Consider the following 19478-nt stretch of genomic DNA (forward strand, 5'->3'; position numbering starts at 1 on the left):
TGAAATATTTTATTTTTAATACAAATTTCAGGTGTTCAGTAATGAACACCTTTTGTCCAAAACCGAACAGTTAATGAAGAAGACAAACGCAAGCATTTTGGTGATTGACGATCAGGAAGACATCCTTTTTGCTGCTAAGATGCTGCTTAAAAAACATTTTGAGAACATTTATACACTCACCAATCCAAAAAATATAGTTGAATTATTGTCAAAAAGCACCATCGACGTGGTTTTACTCGACATGAATTACAGAATAGGTTTTGAGGACGGTAGAGAAGGTTTGTATTTACTAAAAGAAATAAAAACCCTTTCGCCAAAAACCATTGTTATTTTGATGACCGCTTTTGGCAAAGTAGAAACGGCTGTTGAAGGATTAAAATCAGGGGCTTTTGATTATATTTTAAAGCCTTGGGACAACGAAAAATTGCTCAGTATTGTTGGACAAGCGGTTAGTAAATCTCGCAAAGAACAAAAGAAACTAATCAATAGTTCCACTACTGACGATTTCTTTATTGGCAATTCAGAAGTTATAAAAAAGGCTTATATACTGGCTGATAAAGTAGCAATAACGGATGCCAATGTTTTAATCCTTGGAGAAAATGGCACCGGTAAATTTGTTTTGGCACATCACATCTATCTTCAATCCGAAAGAAAAAATAATGCTTTTATTCCCGTTGATTTAGGTTCCTTGAATGCCAATATTTTCGAAAGCGAATTATTTGGTTATGCCAAAGGGGCTTTTACCGATGCCAAAACAGATACTCCGGGACGTTTTGAATTGGCTGAAAATGGAACTATTTTTTTGGATGAAATTGGAAATGTACCACTGCATCTGCAATCTAAACTGTTGCAAGTTATCCAAACCAAAACTGTAACACGATTGGGCGAATCCAAAGCTAGACCTTTGAATGTTCGCATTATTACTGCCACCAACTTGAATTTGAAGCAAGAAGTCGCCGACAAAAACTTTAGGGAGGATTTGTATTATCGCATCAATACTATGGAAATTATTTTGCCACCATTGCGGGAACGCAACGAAGACAAAATCCCGTTAGCTCTCTATCTTTTAAGTAAAATGAGTGCTAAATACAACCGAAACGAAATCACTTTTGAAGAAAAAGTATTAGAAAAAATTGAAAATCATGCATGGAACGGTAACATTCGGGAAATGGAAAACCGGATAGAACGTGCCGTAATTCTTTGTGAGAACAATCGCATAACGGTTTCTGACTTAGATTTGGAACAAATTACTACATACGAAGAAAACCAAGAAGATATTCAACTTTCGGCCATCGAAAAATCAGCCGTCGAAAAGATCCTCTTGAAAAACAATAACAATATCAGTAAAACGGCTGAGGAATTGGGTTTGTCAAGAGGTGCATTATACCGAAGAATTGATAAATATAACATCAGCACCAACTAATATGTTTAAATCTTGGAAAATATACCATCTCCTTTTTGTCAGATTGCTATTTATTATTTTGACTGCGGGAATTTCTTTCTACCTTTTCCAAAGAGGGTTGGTTTTTACAGCTTTTTTTGGTGCCCTTGTCATTTTTACACTGCTTGTTGAAATGTATTTTTATGTAAAACAGGCCTTTTTACTTTACGACAGAACGATTACTTCTATTTTGCAAAATGATTTTACCTCGGACTTTTCAAAGCATAAATCCTATAAAAATTATTCGAACTTATTTAAATTGTATCAAAATCTAAAAAACAAACAAAATGAAGAGGTTTCAAAAGACATCATTTACCATTCAATTTTAAATAATATTGAAACGGGTATTATTATTCTGCAAAAGCAAGGAAACGATTGGAATATATTTTTGATGAATAATTATTTCTCCAAACATTTTAATGTTCCAAAAGTTTCCAAATGGAAGTATCTTAAAAATCAGTTGCCTTCTTTGTGTGAAGTTATCGAGAAACAGAATTTTCAGGAAATTAAAGCTGCATTAGAGATCCGTGTGAATCAACAAGACCGACAAACATTTGTGCTGCAGACTTCCAGAAGTGAAATTTTCAATCAGGATTATTTTATTATTTTACTCGATTCAATTCAAAATGTCATCGAGAAAAAAGAGAAAGAGGCTTGGGTCAATCTGATGAAGGTCATCTCTCATGAATTATTAAATTCAATTACTCCCATTCGGTCACTATCCCAGAATCTGCAGGATTTAGTTCAGCAGGAAACCATTTCATTAGAGGATATCGAGGATATGAAAAGCAGTGTTGCCACAATGCTAAGACGAAGCGATCATTTACAGCAATTTGTAGAAAGCTACCGCAAAATAGCCATGTTGCCGTCGCCCAAAAAAGAAAAAATAGAACTATCAAAACTAATTGAAAATAGTTTGCAAGTCATGATTCCTCTCTTTCAAGAAGAACAAATAGATGTCGCAAACAAGATAGCTTTCAAGCTACTGCTCAATGTTGACCCGCAACAAATGGAGCAAGTGCTCCTTAATCTTTTGACTAATTGCATCTATGCATTAAAGGAAACTGAAAAAAAGCACATCGTAATTTCGGCAGAAGTTAAAGAAAAAAGAACTTTTATTCGGATAAGTGATTCGGGAAATGGTATTGAAAAAGAAATAGAAACAAAAATATTCCTTCCCTTTTTCACTACTAGAAAAGAAGGTGCTGGGATAGGTTTAACGTTATCTAAAAGTATAGTCGAAGCGCACGGAGGATATCTGGCGTATCAAAATGACGGGCTAGAAACCACTTTTGTGATTTGTCTTGTCGACAATTAATTTCTTGTTTTGGAGAAGTCCTAAGGAAAAAAATAAGGCATAAAAAAACCCCATTATTTCTAATGGAGTTTTTTGTGGGCAATGAGGGGTTCGAACCCCCGACCCCCTCGGTGTAAACGAGGTGCTCTGAACCAGCTGAGCTAATTGCCCTAAACAATTTGGTTACTTTCGTTTCTGTTATTGCGTCTGCAAATATACGCTACTTTTCTAGATTTGCAAGTAAAAAGTAAAGAAATTATAAAATTTCTGCCACGACAAAGGTGCTTCCTCCAATGTATACAAAATCAGTTTTTGCTGCATTTTCAATCGATTTTTGATAAGCTTCTGAAACAGAATTGTATACTTCGCCTTTGAGGTCGAAAGTGGCTGCTTTTTGTCTTAAAATTTCAGCATCCAGTCCCCTAGGAATATTGGGTTTGCAGAAATAATAGATTGCTTTTTTAGGGAATAAAGGCAGGATTTCATCTAAATCTTTGTCATTGACTACTCCTAAAACAATATGTAAAGTATTAAAACCTTCTTTTTGTATTTGCTTTAAAACAATTTCCAGTCCATTTTTATTGTGTGCTGTGTCACAAATAACTTTTGGAAATTCTCTTAATTGTTGCCATCTTCCTTGCAGTCCGGTATTTTTTACTACATTTAATAGCCCCGATTTTATATTTTTACGAGTGATTTTAAAATCGTTCTGACTTTTTAAAACGGTAATAGTTTGTAATACTGTTTTTTTATTATGAATTTGATAATCGCCAATTAAATCAGAAGGATAAGTTTCTGAAATTAAATCAGCAGCAAAATAGATTTCCGAATTGCATTCTTTGGCTTTGTCCAAAAAAACAGGTTGGGTGTCATGAGTATATTCTCCTATGATAACAGGAATATTGGGTTTAACAATTCCTGCTTTTTCAAAAGCGATGGCATCTAATGTATTGCCTAAAAATTGCGTGTGATCTAATCCTATATTGGTAATAACGGATACTAATGGTGTAATGATATTGGTTGCATCTAATCGTCCGCCCATGCCAACTTCAATAATGGCAATGTCTACTTTTTCTTTGGCGAAATAATCGAAAGCCAATCCAACGGTCATTTCGAAAAAACTCATGTCATTCGATTCGAAAAAATTTTTATGCTCATTGATGAAATCAGTCACAAATTCTTCAGGAATATCTTTTCCGTTAATCTTGATACGTTCTCTAAAATCTTTTAGATGGGGTGAAGTGTACAGTCCTACTTTATAACCTGCCTCCTGAAGAATAGATGCTAACATGTGTGAAGTGGACCCTTTTCCGTTGGTTCCCGCTACATGAATACATTTTAGTTTGTCTTGAGGATTGCCAAGATGTTTTACCAGTAAATAGGCATTGGTTAAATCTTTTTTATAGGCTGATGCACCCTGAAGTTGATACATCGGAAGTTGGTTAAACATCCAGTTTGTTGTTTCCTGATAATTCATTTATAAAGGATAAGGACTAAAAAAGATTATTGAGTCAATTTGAAGTTGTATATTATTTTTCCGGTTTGTTTGTCTGGAGCAGCATTGTCTGATTGCCATTTGGTATTCATAGCAGCAATTTTAGCTTGATCTAATAGACATTTTGCCGTATTTGTAGTGCCTTTTACGCCTGGATTAGCACTAATGACTTTGCCATTTCGATCTACTGAAATTTGAACGACTACGGTTCCCTGTTCTTCGCACAGATAATCCGGCTGCGGCATATTGAGTGCTTTTCTGTTCCCTAATTGGTAATTTCCATTTCCGGTGCCGCTTCCAGAACCATTGCCGTAACCACTACCTGTTCCTACTCCTGATCCTGAACCTGATCCAGTTCCTGAACCCCCATTGCCATTATAGCCTCTTGCGTTTGGATCGCCATTAAGTTTTCCTTTGTTTCCTGCTGTTCTGTCGTTTCCATCACCTGATTTATTAGAGCTGTTCAGGATACTGGATAACGCATCCGAGGTTGATCGAGAAGGGCGTGGTGCTTGCTTTACAATTGGCTTTGGGTTGATTACTTTAGAATTGTTTTTTGTTTGCGAAATCACTGGCGCTTCTGCGGTTTCCTGAGTCAAAACTTTTTCTACTTGAGTAACGGTCTGAACCGGAACTGTTTTTGATTTTGGTGTAACCAAATCTTTAGATTGATAATTTTTGCCGGAACCTACTTCGCTGTTGCCAAAATTTATTGCAATTTCTCCGCCGCCTCCGCCACCTTCTAACTCTTCGGGTTTTGGATCAACAGTAAGTTTTATAAATAGCAATAACAGGAACAAGAGTATAAATAATACGCTTGTTATTGTGAATGATTTTTTTTCGTATTCGGTTTCTAAAATTTTCATCGGTATTCTATTTTTTTTAGCCCAGATGGAAGTGACAGCTTGAAGGATTTGAAATTTTATTTTTTTACTCTAAAATTGCGACCAAAGGAAGCGCATTTTTGAATGTTAAAAATAAGTTTCAAGACTGAAAGTTATAACGAACAGCTGGAATAGCTTCTGAAAAAACTATTTTGGGCTTACCGCCAAGACAACTTTAAATTTATTTCGGTAGGCGATATCCATGACACTCACGGCTCTTTCTATTGGTACACCTTCTTCTACATGCAAAAGTATGGTGGGATCCGTTTGATTATCCAGCATAGTTTTTAGCTTTTCTTCTAATGTGTTTTCAGCAAATTTATCTTTATCGATGAAATATTCCAATTTGTTATTGACACTTACCGAAACGTTTTTTACTTCTTCTGATTTACCAGATGATTTTGGTAAAACTAAATCCAACGCATTGTTAGAAACGATGGTTGTTGATGCTATCATGAAAAAGATGAGCAACAAAAATACGATATCGGTCATGGACGACATATTGAATTCTGCCGAAACTTTATTTCTTCCTCTTAAGTTCATAGGGGTTACGTTGGTTCGTTTAATAAATCTAGAAATTCAACTACATTGGCTTCCATTTGGTTGACAATTTTATCCGTTTTGGTTACCAAATGATTGTAACCTACGTAAGCAACAATTCCTACAATCAAACCAACAACTGTGGTCATCATTGCAGTGTAAATTCCTTCGGATAAAGTGCTCATTTCGATTTTATTGCTGCCGCTTTCGGCCATTTTATGAAAAGCAATAACCATACCCACAACGGTTCCTAAAAATCCGGTCATTGGACCAGCTCCCGAAATGGTCGCTAACATGCTTACATTTTTCTCTAATTTGTAAATTTCTAGTTTTCCTGCATTTTCGATTGCAGTATGAATATCAGCCAATGGTTTTCCTATTCTGGAAATTCCTTTTTCAATCAATCGTGCCACTGGAGAATTGGTTTGAGCACAAAGGATTTTGGCTGCATCAATTTTGCCTCCGGAGATGTTGCTTTTAATTTTATTCATGAAATTAACATCTATTTTTGAAGCCGAATTGATGGCCATAAGTCTTTCAAAATACAGATATATAGCAAAAAAAAGCATAATAAAAATGACGGTCATGATAGTTTGTCCTGCAAGTCCACCACTAAAAACGATATCCATTACAGACATTTCGGGTTTTACGGGAACTTGAGATATAGCTTGCGCAGCAACAGCTGTTGAATCGATTTGAAGAAATGGGATCATTAAATGGAAGTATTAGTATTAAAGATAAATTATAGTTCAAATAGGTTTGACTTATTAAAAAACGTGGAAATTTACTAAAAATTGTTAAGAGTAAAAAAGGAACTGTGATAATATAATGAGGTTGTTTTTTTGTGTTGAAAACAGAACTGGGATTAAGTCAGTTTTTTATAATCTGCTTAATCCCAGTTTCGATAAATAAAGAATGCTATTTTATGTTTAAGTAAGTTGCTTCAATGCGATTTCAAAAGCAGTGGCACTAATATTTGTTTTACTTGGGTTTAAAGCGTGTGCTTTTTCAATTGCTTTTTTGATGATTTCCGAAGTGTCTTGGAAGATAGCTTCATCGGTCATTTGTACTTTCTTTTCCATGAAGTAAGCAAAAACACGAGCCATACCACAATTAGAAATAAAGTCAGGAATCAAACTTACTTTGTGATCTACATCTTCCATAATTGGACCAAAAAAGATTTCCTTGTCAGCAAAAGGAACATTCGCACCACAAGAAATTACTTCAAGGCCATTAGTAATTAAGCTGTCAATTTGCGATTGAGTGACCAATCTGGAAGCGGCACATGGAGTGAATATTTCAGCACCAATGGTCCATATTTTTTGATTGATTTCTTCAAAAGGAATCATGTTTTTAGCAACCAGTTTGTTTCCGTCTTTGGCAAGAAATAATGCTCTAATTTCCTCGAAAGAAAATCCTTCTTCGTTGATTAATCCACCATCTCTATCGATAATACCAATTACTTTAGCACCCATTTCGGCTAAGTAAAAAGCTGCGGCCGAACCTACATTTCCAAAACCTTGTACGATTGCTTTCTTGCCTTTTACATCTCCACCATAAATCGTGTAATAATTGCGAACAGCTTCGGCAACGCCATAACCGGTTATCATATCGGCTACCGTATATTTTCTGGAAACATCAGGGGAGAATCTTGGATTTTCAATCACTTTCACCACACCTTGACGCAATTGCCCAATTCTATTGATTTTATCCGCTTCTGTAGGTTTAAAGTGACCGTTAAAAACTCCTTCTTGCGGATGCCAAACACCACATTCTTCCGTCATTGGAATCACTTCGTGAATTTCATCTACATTCAAATCACCTCCAGTTCCGTAATAACTTTTTAATAATGGGGAAACTGCCTTATACCAACGCTGCAAAACACCTTTTTTTCTTGGATCATTTGGGTCAAAATTAATTCCAGATTTAGCGCCGCCAATTGCAGGTCCAGAAACCGAAAATTTCACTTCCATGGTTTTTGCCAAAGACAAAACTTCATTGATATCCAACCCTTTTCTCATACGAGTTCCTCCACCGGCAGCACCACCACGAAGCGAATTGATGACTGTCCATCCTTCGGCTTCCGTTTCAGCATCTTTCCAATGGAAAACTATCTCAGGTTCTTTATTTTCGAATTTCTTTAATAAATCTTTCATTTGTTGCGATATATTTAATTTATGCAAATATAAAAAATTGAATAATGCGAAATATCTATTTTTAATTTTATTTTGGAGAATAAATAGTTCCTGAACTGTGATTTATTTTTGCACCTGTAACACTCTTCAAAACATTGATTTCCCCGCGTAATTTTAAAACGCCGAGTAATGCAAAAATCAATGCTTCTTTGAATTCCAGGATTTTAGCTGAAGGAATTATGATTTTCATTTCGGGTAAATGATATTGAATTCTCTCGATAAGAAAATCATTGTAAGCACCTCCGCCAGTTATAAATAGGCTTCCGTTTTTATTTGGCAAAGCCAAAGCAATTTGCAAAGCCACGTGTTCCGTAAAAGTGTGTAGTTTGTTTTCAATAGGAATCTGATAGTTTTCGATCAAAGGCAAAATAGTTTCTTTTACAAATTCGAAACCTAATGATTTAGGATGTTTCTTTTGGTAGTAATCCAAAGCATTTAATTCATTTAGCAAATCTTCATTACAAATTCCAGTTTTTGAAATTTTACCTTTGTCATCATAATCCAATCCCAGTTGATTGGCATAAAAATTCAAAACGGTATTTACAGCCGAAATATCAAAGGCAATCCTTTCGTTGTTTTGTTCAAAAGATACATTCGAAAAACCACCTAAATTCATACAATAATCGTATTCAGAAAATAGAATTCGGTCGCCAATAGGAACCAAAGGCGCACCCTGACCGCCCAATTGAACATCTTGAACTCTAAAATCACAAACTACGGTTTGGTTGATTAAAGTCGCGATTTTTGGCAAATTACCAATTTGAAGCGTGAATCCGTTTTGGGGTTGGTGCAGAATAGTGTGGCCATGGGAACAAACGGCATCGAGATTTTTTATAGCGTATTTTTCAATAAAACTTGAAATAATCGTAGCTAAAAGTTGTGTGTAGTCATAATTCAGTTTTTCGAGTTGCCCTTCAGAAAAATCGACGGCTATTTTTAATTTGTTTAACCAATCATTTGGATAAGAAATAGTTTCAGATTCCAGTATTTTAAATTCCCATTTATTATTTTTTACAGTAAAGACAATGTGTGCCAAATCTACGCCGTCCAGCGAAGTTCCGGACATGACTCCTATAATAGTATACTTTTCTTTAAACATAGGCTAAATTTACGAAATCGTTTGAAATCTGATATATAATAATTACTTTTGAGCACAAATTTAAAAACACTTAATTTACAATAAAAATATGGATTTTAATCTAACCGAAGAACATTTAATGATTCAGCAAGCCGCTAAAGATTTTGCTGTAGCAGAATTATTACCAGGTGTTATTGAACGTGATGAACATTCAAAATTCCCAACGGAGCAAGTGAAAATGATGGGCGATTTAGGTTTTATGGGAATGATGGTAGATCCAAAATACGGAGGATCTGGTTTAGACAGTATTTCCTACGTCCTGGCCATGACAGAAATTGCTAAAGTTGATGCCTCAGCGGCTGTAATCATGTCAGTGAATAATTCTTTGGTTTGTGCAGGTCTCGAAAAATATTGCAATGAAGAGCAAAAAATGAAATATTTAGTTCCGCTTGCAAAAGGAGAAGTGATTGGCGCTTTTTGTTTATCAGAGCCCGAAGCGGGAAGTGACGCGACTTCGCAAAAAACGACAGCGATAGACAAAGGCGATCATTATTTATTAAACGGTACAAAAAACTGGATTACTAACGGCTCAACGGCATCTACTTATTTAGTTATAGCTCAAACGGATATTGAAAAAGGACACAAAGGGATCAATGCTTTTATTGTTGAGAAAGGTTGGCCTGGATTTGATATTGGACCAAAAGAAAGAAAAATGGGAATCCGTGGAAGCGATACGCATTCGTTAATGTTTTCGGATGTTAAAGTTCCTAAAGAAAATAGAATTGGTGATGATGGATTTGGATTTGCTTTTGCAATGAATGTGTTAAACGGCGGAAGAATTGGAATTGCGTCACAAGCCTTAGGTATCGCAACTGGAGCTTATGAAATTGCTTTGAAATATTCGCATGAGAGAAAAGCATTTGGAAAAGAAATTTTCAATCATCAGGCAATTGCTTTCAAACTGGCTGATATGTATGTGAAAGTAACTGCCGCAAAATTATTGATAATGAAAGCTGCTTGCGAAAAAGATGAGGGTAAGGATATTGCGCATTCTGGTGCGATGGCAAAATTATACGCCTCTGAAATTGCTTTAGAAGTGGCTAATGAAGCCGTGCAAATTCACGGTGGAAATGGTTATGTTGCTGAATATCATGTGGAACGTATGATGCGTGATTCTAAAATTACTCAAATTTATGAAGGTACTTCTGAAATACAACGAATTGTAATTTCAAGAGGATTAGTTTCGTAAATAAACTAAAAATAGTTGTTTAAGCCCTTTCTAATTTCGGTTAGAAAGGGTTTTGTTTTTTTAATACATTTACGAAAATAAATTTCTATGTACGAGGATTTAAAATATTGGTATTTGCGTGATCACAAATTATTCAGAACATTGAGTTTTGGACAAATTAGACAATTGTGTATTGTTACTGGTTTTAAAAAAGCGCAGAAAGGCGAAATTATTTATTTTTCTTCATCGGATTTACCAAAAATTTTTCTTCTAAAAAAGGGAAACATAAAGATTGTGGCAATTGATGAAGACGGAAACGAAACAGTTAAAGATATTATTCAAAAAGGTGATTTATTTGGAGAACTGACTTTGGAGTCCGATAATCAGTCTAATGAATATGCAAAAGTGCTTTCAGATGATGTGGCCATTTGCAGTTTTCTAATGTCGGATTTTGAAGACTTATTGTTACGGAACCCAAGTCTGGCTTTGTCCTATACCAAGTTTGTCGGGCTTAAAATGAAACGCATTAAGAATAGTTATGCAAATCTAATTTCAAAAGATGCAAAAACAAGATTGTTTCAGTTCCTAAAAGATTGGGCGGACAACGAAGGTGTAAGAACTGAAAACACTGTTGTTATTGAGAATTATTTGACCCAAAATGATATGGCACAGATTATTTGTACTTCCAGACAAACTGCCACTCAATTACTAAATGAAATGGAGACTAATGGCACTATTACTTACAGCAGGAAAGAAATTATTATTACAGACATTCGTAAATTATAATTATTTTACAGTAACTGTAATATAGCTGACAAATCATTTCGAAATAGCATAGTAGTTTTACAACTTAAAAATGTAACACTATGAAAAATATAATTTGTTTGGTTTTGTTTGCAATTGGATTGTCTGTTCACGCTCAAAATGATTTGCCAAAACAGGCGACAGAAATCGCTCCATTACTCATTGGAGAAAAAATCCCTAATCTCACTTTAAAATCTGTTGAAAATACAGCTGTTAATCTATCGGAATTAATCAGTGAGAAAAGAACTGTTTTGGTTTTTTACCGTGGCGGCTGGTGCCCATATTGTAACCTGCATTTAGCTGCCTTAGCGGAAGCCGAAAAAGAATTACTGGATTTAGAGTATCAAATTATTGCTATAAGTCCGGATGCTCCAAAAAACTTGCAAGTTACAGATGAAAAAGAAAAATTAAATTATCTGTTATTGTCTGACAGTACAGGCGAATTGTCCAAAGCTGTTGGAATTGCTTTTGAAGCTCCTGAAAATTATAAGTCCTTAATTACTAAAGGTTCTGATGGCATGAATACTTCTTTTTTACCCGTTCCGGCGGTTTTTATTTTGAATACAAATGCAGAAATAGAGTTTGAGCACATTACACCGAACTATAAAAACAGAATTTCAAATGATTTGTTGATTGCTGTCGCAAAATCTTTAAATAAATAAACATGAAAAAGCTACTGTTTATTCTAACTGTATTGTGCACTTTTTCTGTCTTTTCGCAAAAAGATAGTAAACGTGTAACTCATTTTAATATTGAAAAAAATATTGCTATTCAAGGATATGATCCGGTAGCTTATTTTAAACAAGGGAAAGCTGTCAAAGGGAAAAAAGAAATAGCAGCAACGCATGAGGGAGTGGTTTATTATTTTTCTATGGCAGTTAATAAAGAATATTTCTTGAAGAATCCTTCAAAATTTGAACCGCAATATGGTGGTTGGTGTGCCTTTGCAATGGGAGATTCTAATGAAAAAGTTTCGGTAAATCCGGAAACTTTCAAAATTATTAATGGGAAGTTGTATTTGTATTACAATGCTTTCTTTAATAATACATTGAAAAGCTGGAACAAGAATGAATCTGGATTGATGATGAAGGCTGATGCAAATTGGAATAAAATAGTTAAATAAAAAAAATAGAAATCATGAAACTATCTCTGTTTTTCTGGATACTACGAATTGTTGTAGCTGTGATTTTAGTGCAAACACTGTACTTTAAATTCACAGCAAGTGAAGAATCTGTTTATGTTTTTTCGAGTTTGGGAATTGAACCTTACGGAAGAATTGGAATAGGAATTGCGGAGTTGATTACAGCAATTTTGATTTTGATTCCCAGAACTTCATTATTTGGCGCTGTAATGGGTTGTGGGGTCATGCTTGGTGCGATTTTTGCTCATCTGTTCGTGCTTGGTATCGAAGTGAAAAATGATGGTGGCACACTTTTTATTTTGGCACTAATTACCTTTCTTTGTTGTCTTATTTTAGTTTTTAAGGAGAGAACTAGATTGATAAATTTATTGAATTAAAACTTAAATATGTTAATACCTTCTATTAATAATAGCTTAAACGAGTTAATTGATTTGATGAATCAATTGTCTCAAACAGAATATTCAAATTCTTGTGCGGAGTTAAGTAATGCTACTATTGGCGAGCATACCAGACATATTATTGAGATGTTTCAATGCTTGGAGAATCAATATGATTCAGGTGTTGTTAATTATGATAAAAGAAAGCGAAACACGCGTATTCAAACGGACACGGCTTTTGCCATTGAAAATATATTATTGATTCAACACAATCTAGATAAAAAAAATAAAAATATCGAGTTGTTACAAATCATTGATGGTGAAGAAATCCGAATTGAAAGCAACTACTTTAGAGAATTATTGTATAATTTAGAGCATTGCATTCACCATCAAGCGCTTATAAAAGTAGCTATTTTGCAATGTGAAACGGTTACAATTGATCCTAATTTTGGTGTTGCACGCTCCACTATAGAATATAGAAATCAATGTGCACAGTAAGTTTTGTAGCAACGAATGATAAAATTATCATTACTTCCAATCGGGATGAAAAAACAGTAAGACCAAGTGCAATACCACCAAGGAATTATACCGTAAACGGTAAAAATCTTATTTTTCCAAAGGATTCAAAAGCAGGAGGAACGTGGTTTGTAGCTAATGCAGAGGCAACAATTTTGGTACTGCTAAATGGCGCCGATGAAAAGCATGAAGTACAGCTTCCGTATCGAAAAAGCCGTGGCTTGATTGTTTTAGACATGATCAGTAGCTTATCGCCAAAGGATTTCTGGAATGAAATTGATTTGGACAACATAGAACCTTTTACATTAGTTTTATTTCAAAACAACGCTCTTTTTCAATTGCGCTGGAACGGAAAAGAAAAGAGGACAACTCCTTTGGATATACATCAAAATCATATTTGGTCTTCATCGACTTTGTATTCTTCATCGATTCGTGAAAAGCGTGCCGACTGGTTTCATACTTTTATGAATCAAAATCCTGAAATAACGGAATCAAAAATGCACGATTTTCATCGCTACACCGAAGAAGAAAATGATGAAAACGGTTTGGTTATCAATAGAAATGACGAAATGAAAACTTTAAGTATCACACAAGCGGTTATTGAAAAAAATAAAGTGGCTATATTGCATTACGATTTGATTGCGCAACAGGATTTTTCGACCTCATTTATCACCATTTAAAGAAAATACTGTGAAACTATTTCTTCATAAAATTACGCATTGGGAATACTGGCCTTTCCAGATTGTTTATATTCCTATTTATTTTCTATGGTCCTATTATTCAATCAAGGCAAAATCTATTTTTTTCTTTAATGCGTCAAATCCAACCATAAAAAATGGTGGCTTTATGATGGAGTCCAAAAAAGAAATCTATAATTTGATTCCGCAACACTATTACCCAAAAACGGAATTAATAAAAGAAGGAACTGCTCTTCAAGAAATTTTAAATACTATTCAAGTATCAAAAATAAAATATCCTTTGATTGCAAAACCAGATATTGGACTGCGAGGATCTGGAGTCAAAAAAATTAACGCCGTTCAGGATTTAAAAGAATATGCTGAAAAAGCAAATTTCGATTATGTAATCCAGGATTTAATTCCATTTGATAATGAAGTTGGAATTTTTTATGTGCGTTATCCTCATGAAATAGCGGGCAGAATTACCGGAATAGTTTCAAAAGAATTTTTGATTATTACCGGAAATGGATTCTCTACCGTTGAGGAATTAATCAAAGAAAATCCGCGATACGAATTGCAATTAAAGGTTTTGAAACAGGAATACGGAAAAAAACTACTTGATATTCTTCCAAAAGGAGAAAAATTGAATTTGGTACCTTATGGGAATCATGCACGCGGGGCAAAATTCATTGATGGAAGTCATTGGATAACACCAAAATTGACACAAACCATTAACGAAATGTGTCTGCAAATTCCGGGTTTTTATTTTGGCAGATTGGATGTGATGTATAATTCTATAGCAGAATTAGAGCAAGGATTAAATTTTTCAGTCGTCGAACTTAATGGTGCTGCAAGTGAACCCACCCACATTTACGATCCAAAGCATTCTTTGTTTTTTGCATGGAAAGAACTTGCGCGTCACATTACCTTTATGTATGAAATAAGTGTGGCAAACCATAAAAATGGTGCTCCGTATTTACTTCATAAAGACGGTATGAGAGAATACAGAATGCATCTGGAACAGAGCAGTAAAATTGTAAATTTCTAAAATTATGAAGGCATTAAAGAACATTTTTGTTGGTTTTTTAGTGAGCTATATTGGTTCCATACCGTTGGGATATTTGAACGTTGTTGGTTTTGAAATTTTTTCAAAGTTAGGAATGAACAGCTTGGTGTTCTTTTTATTGGGAGTCATCAGTGTGGAGATGTTTGTGATTTATTTTACTTTAATTTTTGCAAAGCAATTGGTCAACAACAAAAAATTAATGAAGATTATTGATTTTTTTGCCATTTTATTTCTGTTGATTATAGGGTACTCTTTTTATGCCAGTGCGAATCAAACGATGGAACAGCAAGGTCTCTTGGAAAAGTATGCAATGTATTCTCCGTTTTTAATAGGTATTTTTTTGAGTGGTATAAATTTTCTTCAAGTACCATTTTGGACCGGTTGGAATCTGTATTTGGTCAATGGGAATTATATTTCTATTGTAAATAAACTCAAACTGTATTATATTGCAGGGACTTTAATTGGTACATTCGCTGGAATGTTGAGTTTAGTTTTGATATTAAACACCTTGGCTCAAAACACAACTAGCTTTTCAAAATATGTAATTCCTATTGTGATTCCGCTATTTTTTGTTGTTTTAGCTTTTTTTCAAATGGTTAAAGTGTACAAAAAATACTATCGAGAAAAAGTCTGAATATAAAAGTTAATGTAAATCATATCATTTTACTAACCAAAAATCCGCTTTAATTATGAAAAAAGTTTTTCTGTTACTTCCATTTCTTTTCTTGTGCTGCAAACCAATTTCTTCGGCTATGGATGATACAGCTACAAGTCAACCACTGTCAATTGCGTATAAAGTAAAAGAAACTGATGTCGCTAAAACATTGAAATATTTAGCTTCGGATGAATTAGAAGGAAGAGAAACCGGAAAAGCAGGAATGGTAAAAGCTGCGGATTATTTAGAACAATTTTTTAAGGACAACAACGTAAAACCGTATTTTAAATCGTATCGTGATACTTTATCCACTTTTAAGGAAACGGCTTTTAATGTTGTAGGTTTTGTTAAAGGAAATGACCCGGTTTTAAAAAATGAATTTATAATTCTAAGTGCACATTACGATCATATAGGTTTCGATGAAAAAGGGGTTAACGGTGATTTTATAAACAATGGTGCTAATGATGATGCATCTGGAACAACTGCAGTTGCTGAAATGGCAAAGTATTTCAGTGCTGCCAAAAATAATAAACGCAGTATTCTTTTTGTATTTTTTACAGGAGAAGAAAAAGGCTTGCTGGGTTCTAAACATTTAGCCAAAAAACTCAAAGCACAAGATTTTAAATTGTATGCCCAGTTCAACATTGAAATGATTGGTGTGCCAATGAAAAGAGATTATCTAGCTTATATTACCGGTTTTGATAAGTCGAACATGGCAGGTAAAATCAACGAATATACAGGAAAAAACACGATTGGTTTTCTTCCAAAAGAAGCCGAATATAAATTATTTTATAGGTCAGACAACTACTCTTTTTACGAACTTTTCAAAGTTCCTTGCCAATCTGTGAGTACGTTTGATTTTGAGAACTTTGAATTTTACCACCATGTTTCAGATGATTTCAGTGCTATGGATATTCCGCACATGACTTCTTTCATTCAGGAATTACTCCCAGCTGTAACGCAAATGGCAAATTCGCCTACACAAGAAATAATAATGCTTAAATAGTTTAAGAAACGGCCACAGTAATATCGTAAGCCAAAATAAAATACTCATTAGTATTGAATTGATAATCTTCAACAATAGTTCAATTTAGTTTTTCGGTGTGTACTTTTTTTATCTTAGGAAAATTCAGAGGTTAACTACTTTGTCAAAAATAAGTGAATTAGAGAAAACTTTTATTTTTATTACAACAAGAATCCTTTGCGTAAAGCATTACTTTTTTACTGTTTTTGTTTATTTTTGTGTTATGAAAAACATTATCATTACAGGAACGAGTAGGGGAATAGGATTTGAGTTGGCATTGCAATTTGCTAATGCAGGACATCAAGTTTTAGCCATTTCAAGAAAAATTCCTCAAGCTTTATTGGGTAACGAAAATATTACTTGTCTTTCAGTTGATTTATCAAATGAATCTGAATTAGTGAAAGTAACTGATTTTCTTTCCAAGTCTTGGAAACAAATTGATGCAGTCATACACAACGCAGGAAGTTTATTGTTGAAACCATTTTCAGAAACCACTCAGGAGGATTTTGAAAATATCTATAAAGTAAATGTCTTTGGTGTTGCTAATTTGACACGAGTTTGTCTGCCCTATTTACAAAAGGGGAGCCATGTAGTCACTATAAGTTCTATGGGCGGAATTCAGGGAAGTTTGAAGTTTGCCGGATTAGCTGCTTATAGTTCGAGTAAAGGAGCGGTTATTACATTATCAGAGTTGCTAGCAGAAGAATATAAGGAATGTGGTATTTCTTTCAATGTTTTAGCTTTGGGTTCCGTGCAAACAGAAATGCTGGCAGAAGCTTTTCCAGGTTATCAAGCACCAATAACTGCGGGTGAAATGGCAAATTATATTTATGATTTTACTTTGACTGGCAATAAATTTTTCAACGGGAAAGTTTTGCAAGTTTCTTCTACCAACCCGTAATTCCTAACTCATAATTTCTAATTGTTTTGAGCGAAACACTTTCAAGATATATTCCAGAGCATGCGGTACAACCCGTTTTCGAACTTATTGTTGCTAATCAGGTTCATCTTAAGATTGTCAACGAGCGTCAAACGCGTCATGGAGATTATCGGAAAGGCTTGAATGGAAAACATGAAATCACGGTTAATTCAAATCTTAATAAATATAAATTTTTGATTACACTGATTCATGAAATCTCGCATTTGGTTGCATTTGAAAAATTTGGCAGAAACATTAAACCGCATGGGAACGAGTGGAAATATTCTTTTCAGCGGTTGATGATTCCATATATTCGTCCGGAAATTTTTCCTAATCAATTGTTGCCTTTGCTAGCGAGACATTTTAAAAATCCCGCGGCCAGCAGCGATACTGATGCTACTTTAGCTTTAGCCTTAAAACAATTTGACCAGCAAAATGATAAGAATTATGTATTTGAAATTCCGTACGGTAGCATTTTTAGAATCCAAAACGGGAAGATTTTTAAGAAAATGGCTGTAAGAACTAAGCGTTTTGAATGCTTAGAAATAAGTTCAGGAAAGATCTATCTATTCAATCCTAATGCAGAGGTAGAATTATTAAAAGTCAGTTAAATTTTAAAGATAATTTACTCTTTAAGATAGGCTTCTCTTACTTTTTTAAATAGATTAGACGAATAAACAAAGGATATTACCGCTTCGTTTTCAGTTCTAAAAATTTCTTCTTTGTTTCCCTCCCAGGCCTTTAAACCATCTTTTAGGAATAAAATATTCTCTCCAATTTCCATTACAGAATTCATGTCATGCGTATTTATAACCGTTGTGATGTTGTACTCTTCAGTTATTTCTTTGATGAGGTTATCTATTAATATAGCCGTATTTGGATCTAAACCGGAGTTTGGCTCATCGCAAAACAAATATTTTGGATTATTGACGATTGCACGAGCAATTGCAACACGTTTTTGCATTCCTCCTGAAATCTGTGAAGGAAGTTTTTTGTGCGCATCTGTGAGATCTACTCTTTTTAATACAAAGTCCACGCGTTCCTGAATTTTAGCTTTGTTGTTTTTGGTGAACATTTTTAATGGGAACCCAATATTTTCTGCAACCGTCATGGAATCAAATAAGGCGCTACCTTGAAAAACCATTCCAATTTCAGTACGGAGTTCACGTTTGTCATCAGGGCTAAGATCCGAATAAATTCTGCCATCAAAGGAAATAGTACCGGATTCTGGGGTATGAATGCCTAACAAACTTTTAAGTAACACTGTTTTTCCTGATCCACTCTGGCCAATAATTAAATTGGTTTTTCCGGTTTCAAAAACCGTCGAAATACCTTTAAGGATTTTATTGCCGCCAAATGATTTCTCTATATTTTTTACTTCTATCATGCTCCTAGTAACAATTGTGTTAGTATATAATTGAATAGTATTATGGAAACTGATGTCCAAACGAATGAAACGGTACTCGCTTTTCCTACTTCAAGTGCGCCACCCTTCATATAATAGCCGTGAAATGATGGAATTGTTGCCAATAGCATCGCAAATATTAGTGTTTTTATGAATGCATAAACAATATGGTACGGAATAAAATCCATTTGGGTGCCCGTGATAAATTCATTGCTTGAAATGAAGCCACCGTACACACCGGCCATCCAACCTCCTAATACACCTAGAAACATGGCTATACCGATTAAAAATGGATACAACAATAAGGCGATTATTTTAGGAAAAACAAGATAATTTAAGGAGTTTACACCCATAACTTCTAACGCATCAATTTGTTCTGTAACTCTCATTGTACCAATACTTGATGTTATAAAGGAACCCATTTTACCGGCCATAATGACAGATATAAAAGTTGGTGCAAATTCTAATATCACTGATTGACGCGTTGCGAAACCAATAAGGTATTTTGGAATTAACGGATTTGTTAAATTTAAAGCGGTTTGAATGGCAACAACACCTCCAACAAAGAAAGAAATGAAGGCAACTATACCAAGAGAATCAATGATCAAATCATCAATTTCCTTGAAAATCAAGTTTTTCATTACAGACCATTTGGTTTGTTTATTAAAAATCTCTTTCAGCATTAAGAAGTATCTTCCTATTTGCGTTAAATATCGTATGAGCATCATAAGTTTTG

At 34.4% G+C, this 19478-nt stretch carries 22 protein-coding genes and 1 tRNA gene; 14 read left to right on the forward strand and 9 right to left on the reverse strand.

Annotation, left to right across the window (positions count from 1 at the left end):
* Window positions 1–73 precede the first annotated feature (73 nt).
* Both ACEN2F_RS11405 and ACEN2F_RS11410 read left to right on the forward strand, forming a co-directional pair.
* Window positions 74–1423, forward strand: coding sequence for a sigma-54-dependent transcriptional regulator (locus ACEN2F_RS11405; protein ID WP_441739168.1), 1350 nt, complete (start codon window positions 74–76; stop codon window positions 1421–1423).
* Between the two features lies 1 nt (window position 1424).
* Window positions 1425–2759: a sensor histidine kinase gene (locus tag ACEN2F_RS11410; protein ID WP_441739170.1), complete on the forward strand. Its 1335-nt coding sequence runs from the start codon at window positions 1425–1427 to the stop codon at window positions 2757–2759.
* 75 nt (window positions 2760–2834) lie between these two features.
* On the opposite strand, the gene ACEN2F_RS11415 is transcribed toward ACEN2F_RS11410, so the two are convergent.
* The 7 genes from ACEN2F_RS11415 to ACEN2F_RS11445 form a co-directional block, all read right to left on the reverse strand.
* Window positions 2835–2909: transfer RNA gene (locus ACEN2F_RS11415), tRNA-Val, on the reverse strand.
* Window positions 2910–2994: 85 nt separating this feature from the next.
* Entirely contained in the window at window positions 2995–4215 is a 1221-nt protein-coding gene (locus ACEN2F_RS11420; RefSeq protein ID WP_441739172.1) for a bifunctional folylpolyglutamate synthase/dihydrofolate synthase, read from the reverse strand.
* 26 nt (window positions 4216–4241) lie between these two features.
* Window positions 4242–5099 carry an energy transducer TonB family protein gene (locus ACEN2F_RS11425; RefSeq protein WP_441739174.1) on the reverse strand — a complete coding sequence of 286 codons (858 nt, stop codon included), beginning with the start codon at window positions 5097–5099 and terminating at the stop codon, window positions 4242–4244.
* Between the two features lie 165 nt (window positions 5100–5264).
* Complete coding sequence (locus ACEN2F_RS11430) at window positions 5265–5660, reverse strand: ExbD/TolR family protein (RefSeq protein ID WP_441739176.1); 396 nt, start codon at window positions 5658–5660, stop codon at window positions 5265–5267.
* A gap of 5 nt (window positions 5661–5665) precedes the next feature.
* Complete coding sequence (locus tag ACEN2F_RS11435; protein ID WP_441739178.1) at window positions 5666–6370, reverse strand: MotA/TolQ/ExbB proton channel family protein; 705 nt, start codon at window positions 6368–6370, stop codon at window positions 5666–5668.
* Window positions 6371–6586: 216 nt separating this feature from the next.
* Window positions 6587–7813, reverse strand: coding sequence for a Glu/Leu/Phe/Val dehydrogenase dimerization domain-containing protein (locus ACEN2F_RS11440; protein ID WP_441739180.1), 1227 nt, complete (start codon window positions 7811–7813; stop codon window positions 6587–6589).
* Window positions 7814–7880: 67 nt separating this feature from the next.
* Entirely contained in the window at window positions 7881–8951 is a 1071-nt protein-coding gene (locus ACEN2F_RS11445) for an anhydro-N-acetylmuramic acid kinase (RefSeq protein WP_441739182.1), read from the reverse strand.
* An 88-nt stretch (window positions 8952–9039) separates the two neighbouring features.
* On the opposite strand from ACEN2F_RS11445, the gene ACEN2F_RS11450 reads away from it, so the two are divergent.
* From ACEN2F_RS11450 to ACEN2F_RS11505, 12 genes are all read left to right on the forward strand, one after another.
* Window positions 9040–10179: an acyl-CoA dehydrogenase family protein gene (locus ACEN2F_RS11450; protein ID WP_441739184.1), complete on the forward strand. Its 1140-nt coding sequence runs from the start codon at window positions 9040–9042 to the stop codon at window positions 10177–10179.
* Window positions 10180–10266: 87 nt separating this feature from the next.
* Complete coding sequence (locus tag ACEN2F_RS11455) at window positions 10267–10944, forward strand: Crp/Fnr family transcriptional regulator (RefSeq protein ID WP_441739186.1); 678 nt, start codon at window positions 10267–10269, stop codon at window positions 10942–10944.
* A gap of 80 nt (window positions 10945–11024) precedes the next feature.
* On the forward strand, window positions 11025–11624 hold the full coding sequence (locus tag ACEN2F_RS11460; protein WP_441739188.1) for a peroxiredoxin-like family protein: 600 nt from the start codon (window positions 11025–11027) through the stop codon (window positions 11622–11624).
* 2 nt (window positions 11625–11626) lie between these two features.
* Window positions 11627–12085, forward strand: coding sequence for a YHS domain-containing (seleno)protein (locus ACEN2F_RS11465; protein WP_441739190.1), 459 nt, complete (start codon window positions 11627–11629; stop codon window positions 12083–12085).
* A 14-nt stretch (window positions 12086–12099) separates the two neighbouring features.
* Window positions 12100–12480: a DoxX family protein gene (locus ACEN2F_RS11470; RefSeq protein WP_441739192.1), complete on the forward strand. Its 381-nt coding sequence runs from the start codon at window positions 12100–12102 to the stop codon at window positions 12478–12480.
* Between the two features lie 9 nt (window positions 12481–12489).
* The gene (locus ACEN2F_RS11475) at window positions 12490–12978 is read left to right on the forward strand and encodes a DinB family protein (RefSeq protein ID WP_441739194.1); all 489 of its coding nucleotides are present in this window, start codon (window positions 12490–12492) and stop codon (window positions 12976–12978) included.
* Entirely contained in the window at window positions 12966–13676 is a 711-nt protein-coding gene (locus ACEN2F_RS11480) for an NRDE family protein (protein ID WP_441739196.1), read from the forward strand. The genes ACEN2F_RS11475 and ACEN2F_RS11480 overlap by 13 nt, the downstream gene beginning before the upstream one ends.
* Window positions 13677–13686: 10 nt before the next feature.
* Window positions 13687–14721, forward strand: coding sequence for a D-alanine--D-alanine ligase (locus tag ACEN2F_RS11485; protein WP_441739198.1), 1035 nt, complete (start codon window positions 13687–13689; stop codon window positions 14719–14721).
* Between the two features lie 4 nt (window positions 14722–14725).
* A complete protein-coding gene (locus ACEN2F_RS11490) occupies window positions 14726–15373 on the forward strand; it encodes a hypothetical protein (protein ID WP_441739200.1) in 648 nt (215 codons plus the stop codon).
* A 55-nt stretch (window positions 15374–15428) separates the two neighbouring features.
* Complete coding sequence (locus tag ACEN2F_RS11495) at window positions 15429–16400, forward strand: M20/M25/M40 family metallo-hydrolase (RefSeq protein ID WP_441739202.1); 972 nt, start codon at window positions 15429–15431, stop codon at window positions 16398–16400.
* A 241-nt stretch (window positions 16401–16641) separates the two neighbouring features.
* Window positions 16642–17319, forward strand: a complete 678-nt coding sequence (locus ACEN2F_RS11500; protein WP_441739204.1) for an SDR family NAD(P)-dependent oxidoreductase — start codon at window positions 16642–16644, stop codon at window positions 17317–17319.
* A gap of 26 nt (window positions 17320–17345) precedes the next feature.
* A complete protein-coding gene (locus tag ACEN2F_RS11505) occupies window positions 17346–17948 on the forward strand; it encodes a SprT-like domain-containing protein (protein ID WP_441739206.1) in 603 nt (200 codons plus the stop codon).
* Between the two features lie 14 nt (window positions 17949–17962).
* Here ACEN2F_RS11505 and ACEN2F_RS11510 read toward each other — a convergent pair whose 3' ends face one another.
* Window positions 17963–18724 (reverse strand): ABC transporter ATP-binding protein, encoded by a 762-nt coding sequence (locus tag ACEN2F_RS11510; protein WP_441739208.1) that lies wholly within the window; start codon window positions 18722–18724, stop codon window positions 17963–17965.
* The gene (locus tag ACEN2F_RS11515; protein WP_441739210.1) at window positions 18721–19470 is read right to left on the reverse strand and encodes an MlaE family ABC transporter permease; all 750 of its coding nucleotides are present in this window, start codon (window positions 19468–19470) and stop codon (window positions 18721–18723) included. Before ACEN2F_RS11515 ends, ACEN2F_RS11510 begins: the two co-directional genes overlap by 4 nt.
* Window positions 19471–19478 lie beyond the last annotated feature (8 nt).

Source organism: Flavobacterium sp. W20_MBD1_R3 (genome assembly GCF_052119725.1).
In the GTDB taxonomy this organism is placed as follows: domain Bacteria; phylum Bacteroidota; class Bacteroidia; order Flavobacteriales; family Flavobacteriaceae; genus Flavobacterium.

What these genes read in the sequence shown, in the direction of transcription:
- ACEN2F_RS11500 (WP_441739204.1), top strand. Translation starts at nt 16,642, where the DNA reads ATGAAAAACATTATCATTACAGGAACGAGTAGGGGAATAGGATTTGAG.
- ACEN2F_RS11430 (WP_441739176.1), bottom strand. Translation starts at nt 5,660, where the DNA reads ATGAACTTAAGAGGAAGAAATAAAGTTTCGGCAGAATTCAATATGTCG.
- ACEN2F_RS11515 (WP_441739210.1), bottom strand. Translation starts at nt 19,470, where the DNA reads ATGATGCTCATACGATATTTAACGCAAATAGGAAGATACTTCTTAATG.
- ACEN2F_RS11455 (WP_441739186.1), top strand. Translation starts at nt 10,267, where the DNA reads ATGTACGAGGATTTAAAATATTGGTATTTGCGTGATCACAAATTATTC.
- ACEN2F_RS11510 (WP_441739208.1), bottom strand. Translation starts at nt 18,724, where the DNA reads ATGATAGAAGTAAAAAATATAGAGAAATCATTTGGCGGCAATAAAATC.
- ACEN2F_RS11450 (WP_441739184.1), top strand. Translation starts at nt 9,040, where the DNA reads ATGGATTTTAATCTAACCGAAGAACATTTAATGATTCAGCAAGCCGCT.
- ACEN2F_RS11495 (WP_441739202.1), top strand. Translation starts at nt 15,429, where the DNA reads ATGAAAAAAGTTTTTCTGTTACTTCCATTTCTTTTCTTGTGCTGCAAA.
- ACEN2F_RS11440 (WP_441739180.1), bottom strand. Translation starts at nt 7,813, where the DNA reads ATGAAAGATTTATTAAAGAAATTCGAAAATAAAGAACCTGAGATAGTT.
- ACEN2F_RS11480 (WP_441739196.1), top strand. Translation starts at nt 12,966, where the DNA reads ATGTGCACAGTAAGTTTTGTAGCAACGAATGATAAAATTATCATTACT.
- ACEN2F_RS11405 (WP_441739168.1), top strand. Translation starts at nt 74, where the DNA reads ATGAAGAAGACAAACGCAAGCATTTTGGTGATTGACGATCAGGAAGAC.
- ACEN2F_RS11445 (WP_441739182.1), bottom strand. Translation starts at nt 8,951, where the DNA reads ATGTTTAAAGAAAAGTATACTATTATAGGAGTCATGTCCGGAACTTCG.
- ACEN2F_RS11435 (WP_441739178.1), bottom strand. Translation starts at nt 6,370, where the DNA reads ATGATCCCATTTCTTCAAATCGATTCAACAGCTGTTGCTGCGCAAGCT.
- ACEN2F_RS11465 (WP_441739190.1), top strand. Translation starts at nt 11,627, where the DNA reads ATGAAAAAGCTACTGTTTATTCTAACTGTATTGTGCACTTTTTCTGTC.
- ACEN2F_RS11460 (WP_441739188.1), top strand. Translation starts at nt 11,025, where the DNA reads ATGAAAAATATAATTTGTTTGGTTTTGTTTGCAATTGGATTGTCTGTT.
- ACEN2F_RS11410 (WP_441739170.1), top strand. Translation starts at nt 1,425, where the DNA reads ATGTTTAAATCTTGGAAAATATACCATCTCCTTTTTGTCAGATTGCTA.
- ACEN2F_RS11420 (WP_441739172.1), bottom strand. Translation starts at nt 4,215, where the DNA reads ATGAATTATCAGGAAACAACAAACTGGATGTTTAACCAACTTCCGATG.
- ACEN2F_RS11470 (WP_441739192.1), top strand. Translation starts at nt 12,100, where the DNA reads ATGAAACTATCTCTGTTTTTCTGGATACTACGAATTGTTGTAGCTGTG.
- ACEN2F_RS11475 (WP_441739194.1), top strand. Translation starts at nt 12,490, where the DNA reads ATGTTAATACCTTCTATTAATAATAGCTTAAACGAGTTAATTGATTTG.
- ACEN2F_RS11490 (WP_441739200.1), top strand. Translation starts at nt 14,726, where the DNA reads ATGAAGGCATTAAAGAACATTTTTGTTGGTTTTTTAGTGAGCTATATT.
- ACEN2F_RS11425 (WP_441739174.1), bottom strand. Translation starts at nt 5,099, where the DNA reads ATGAAAATTTTAGAAACCGAATACGAAAAAAAATCATTCACAATAACA.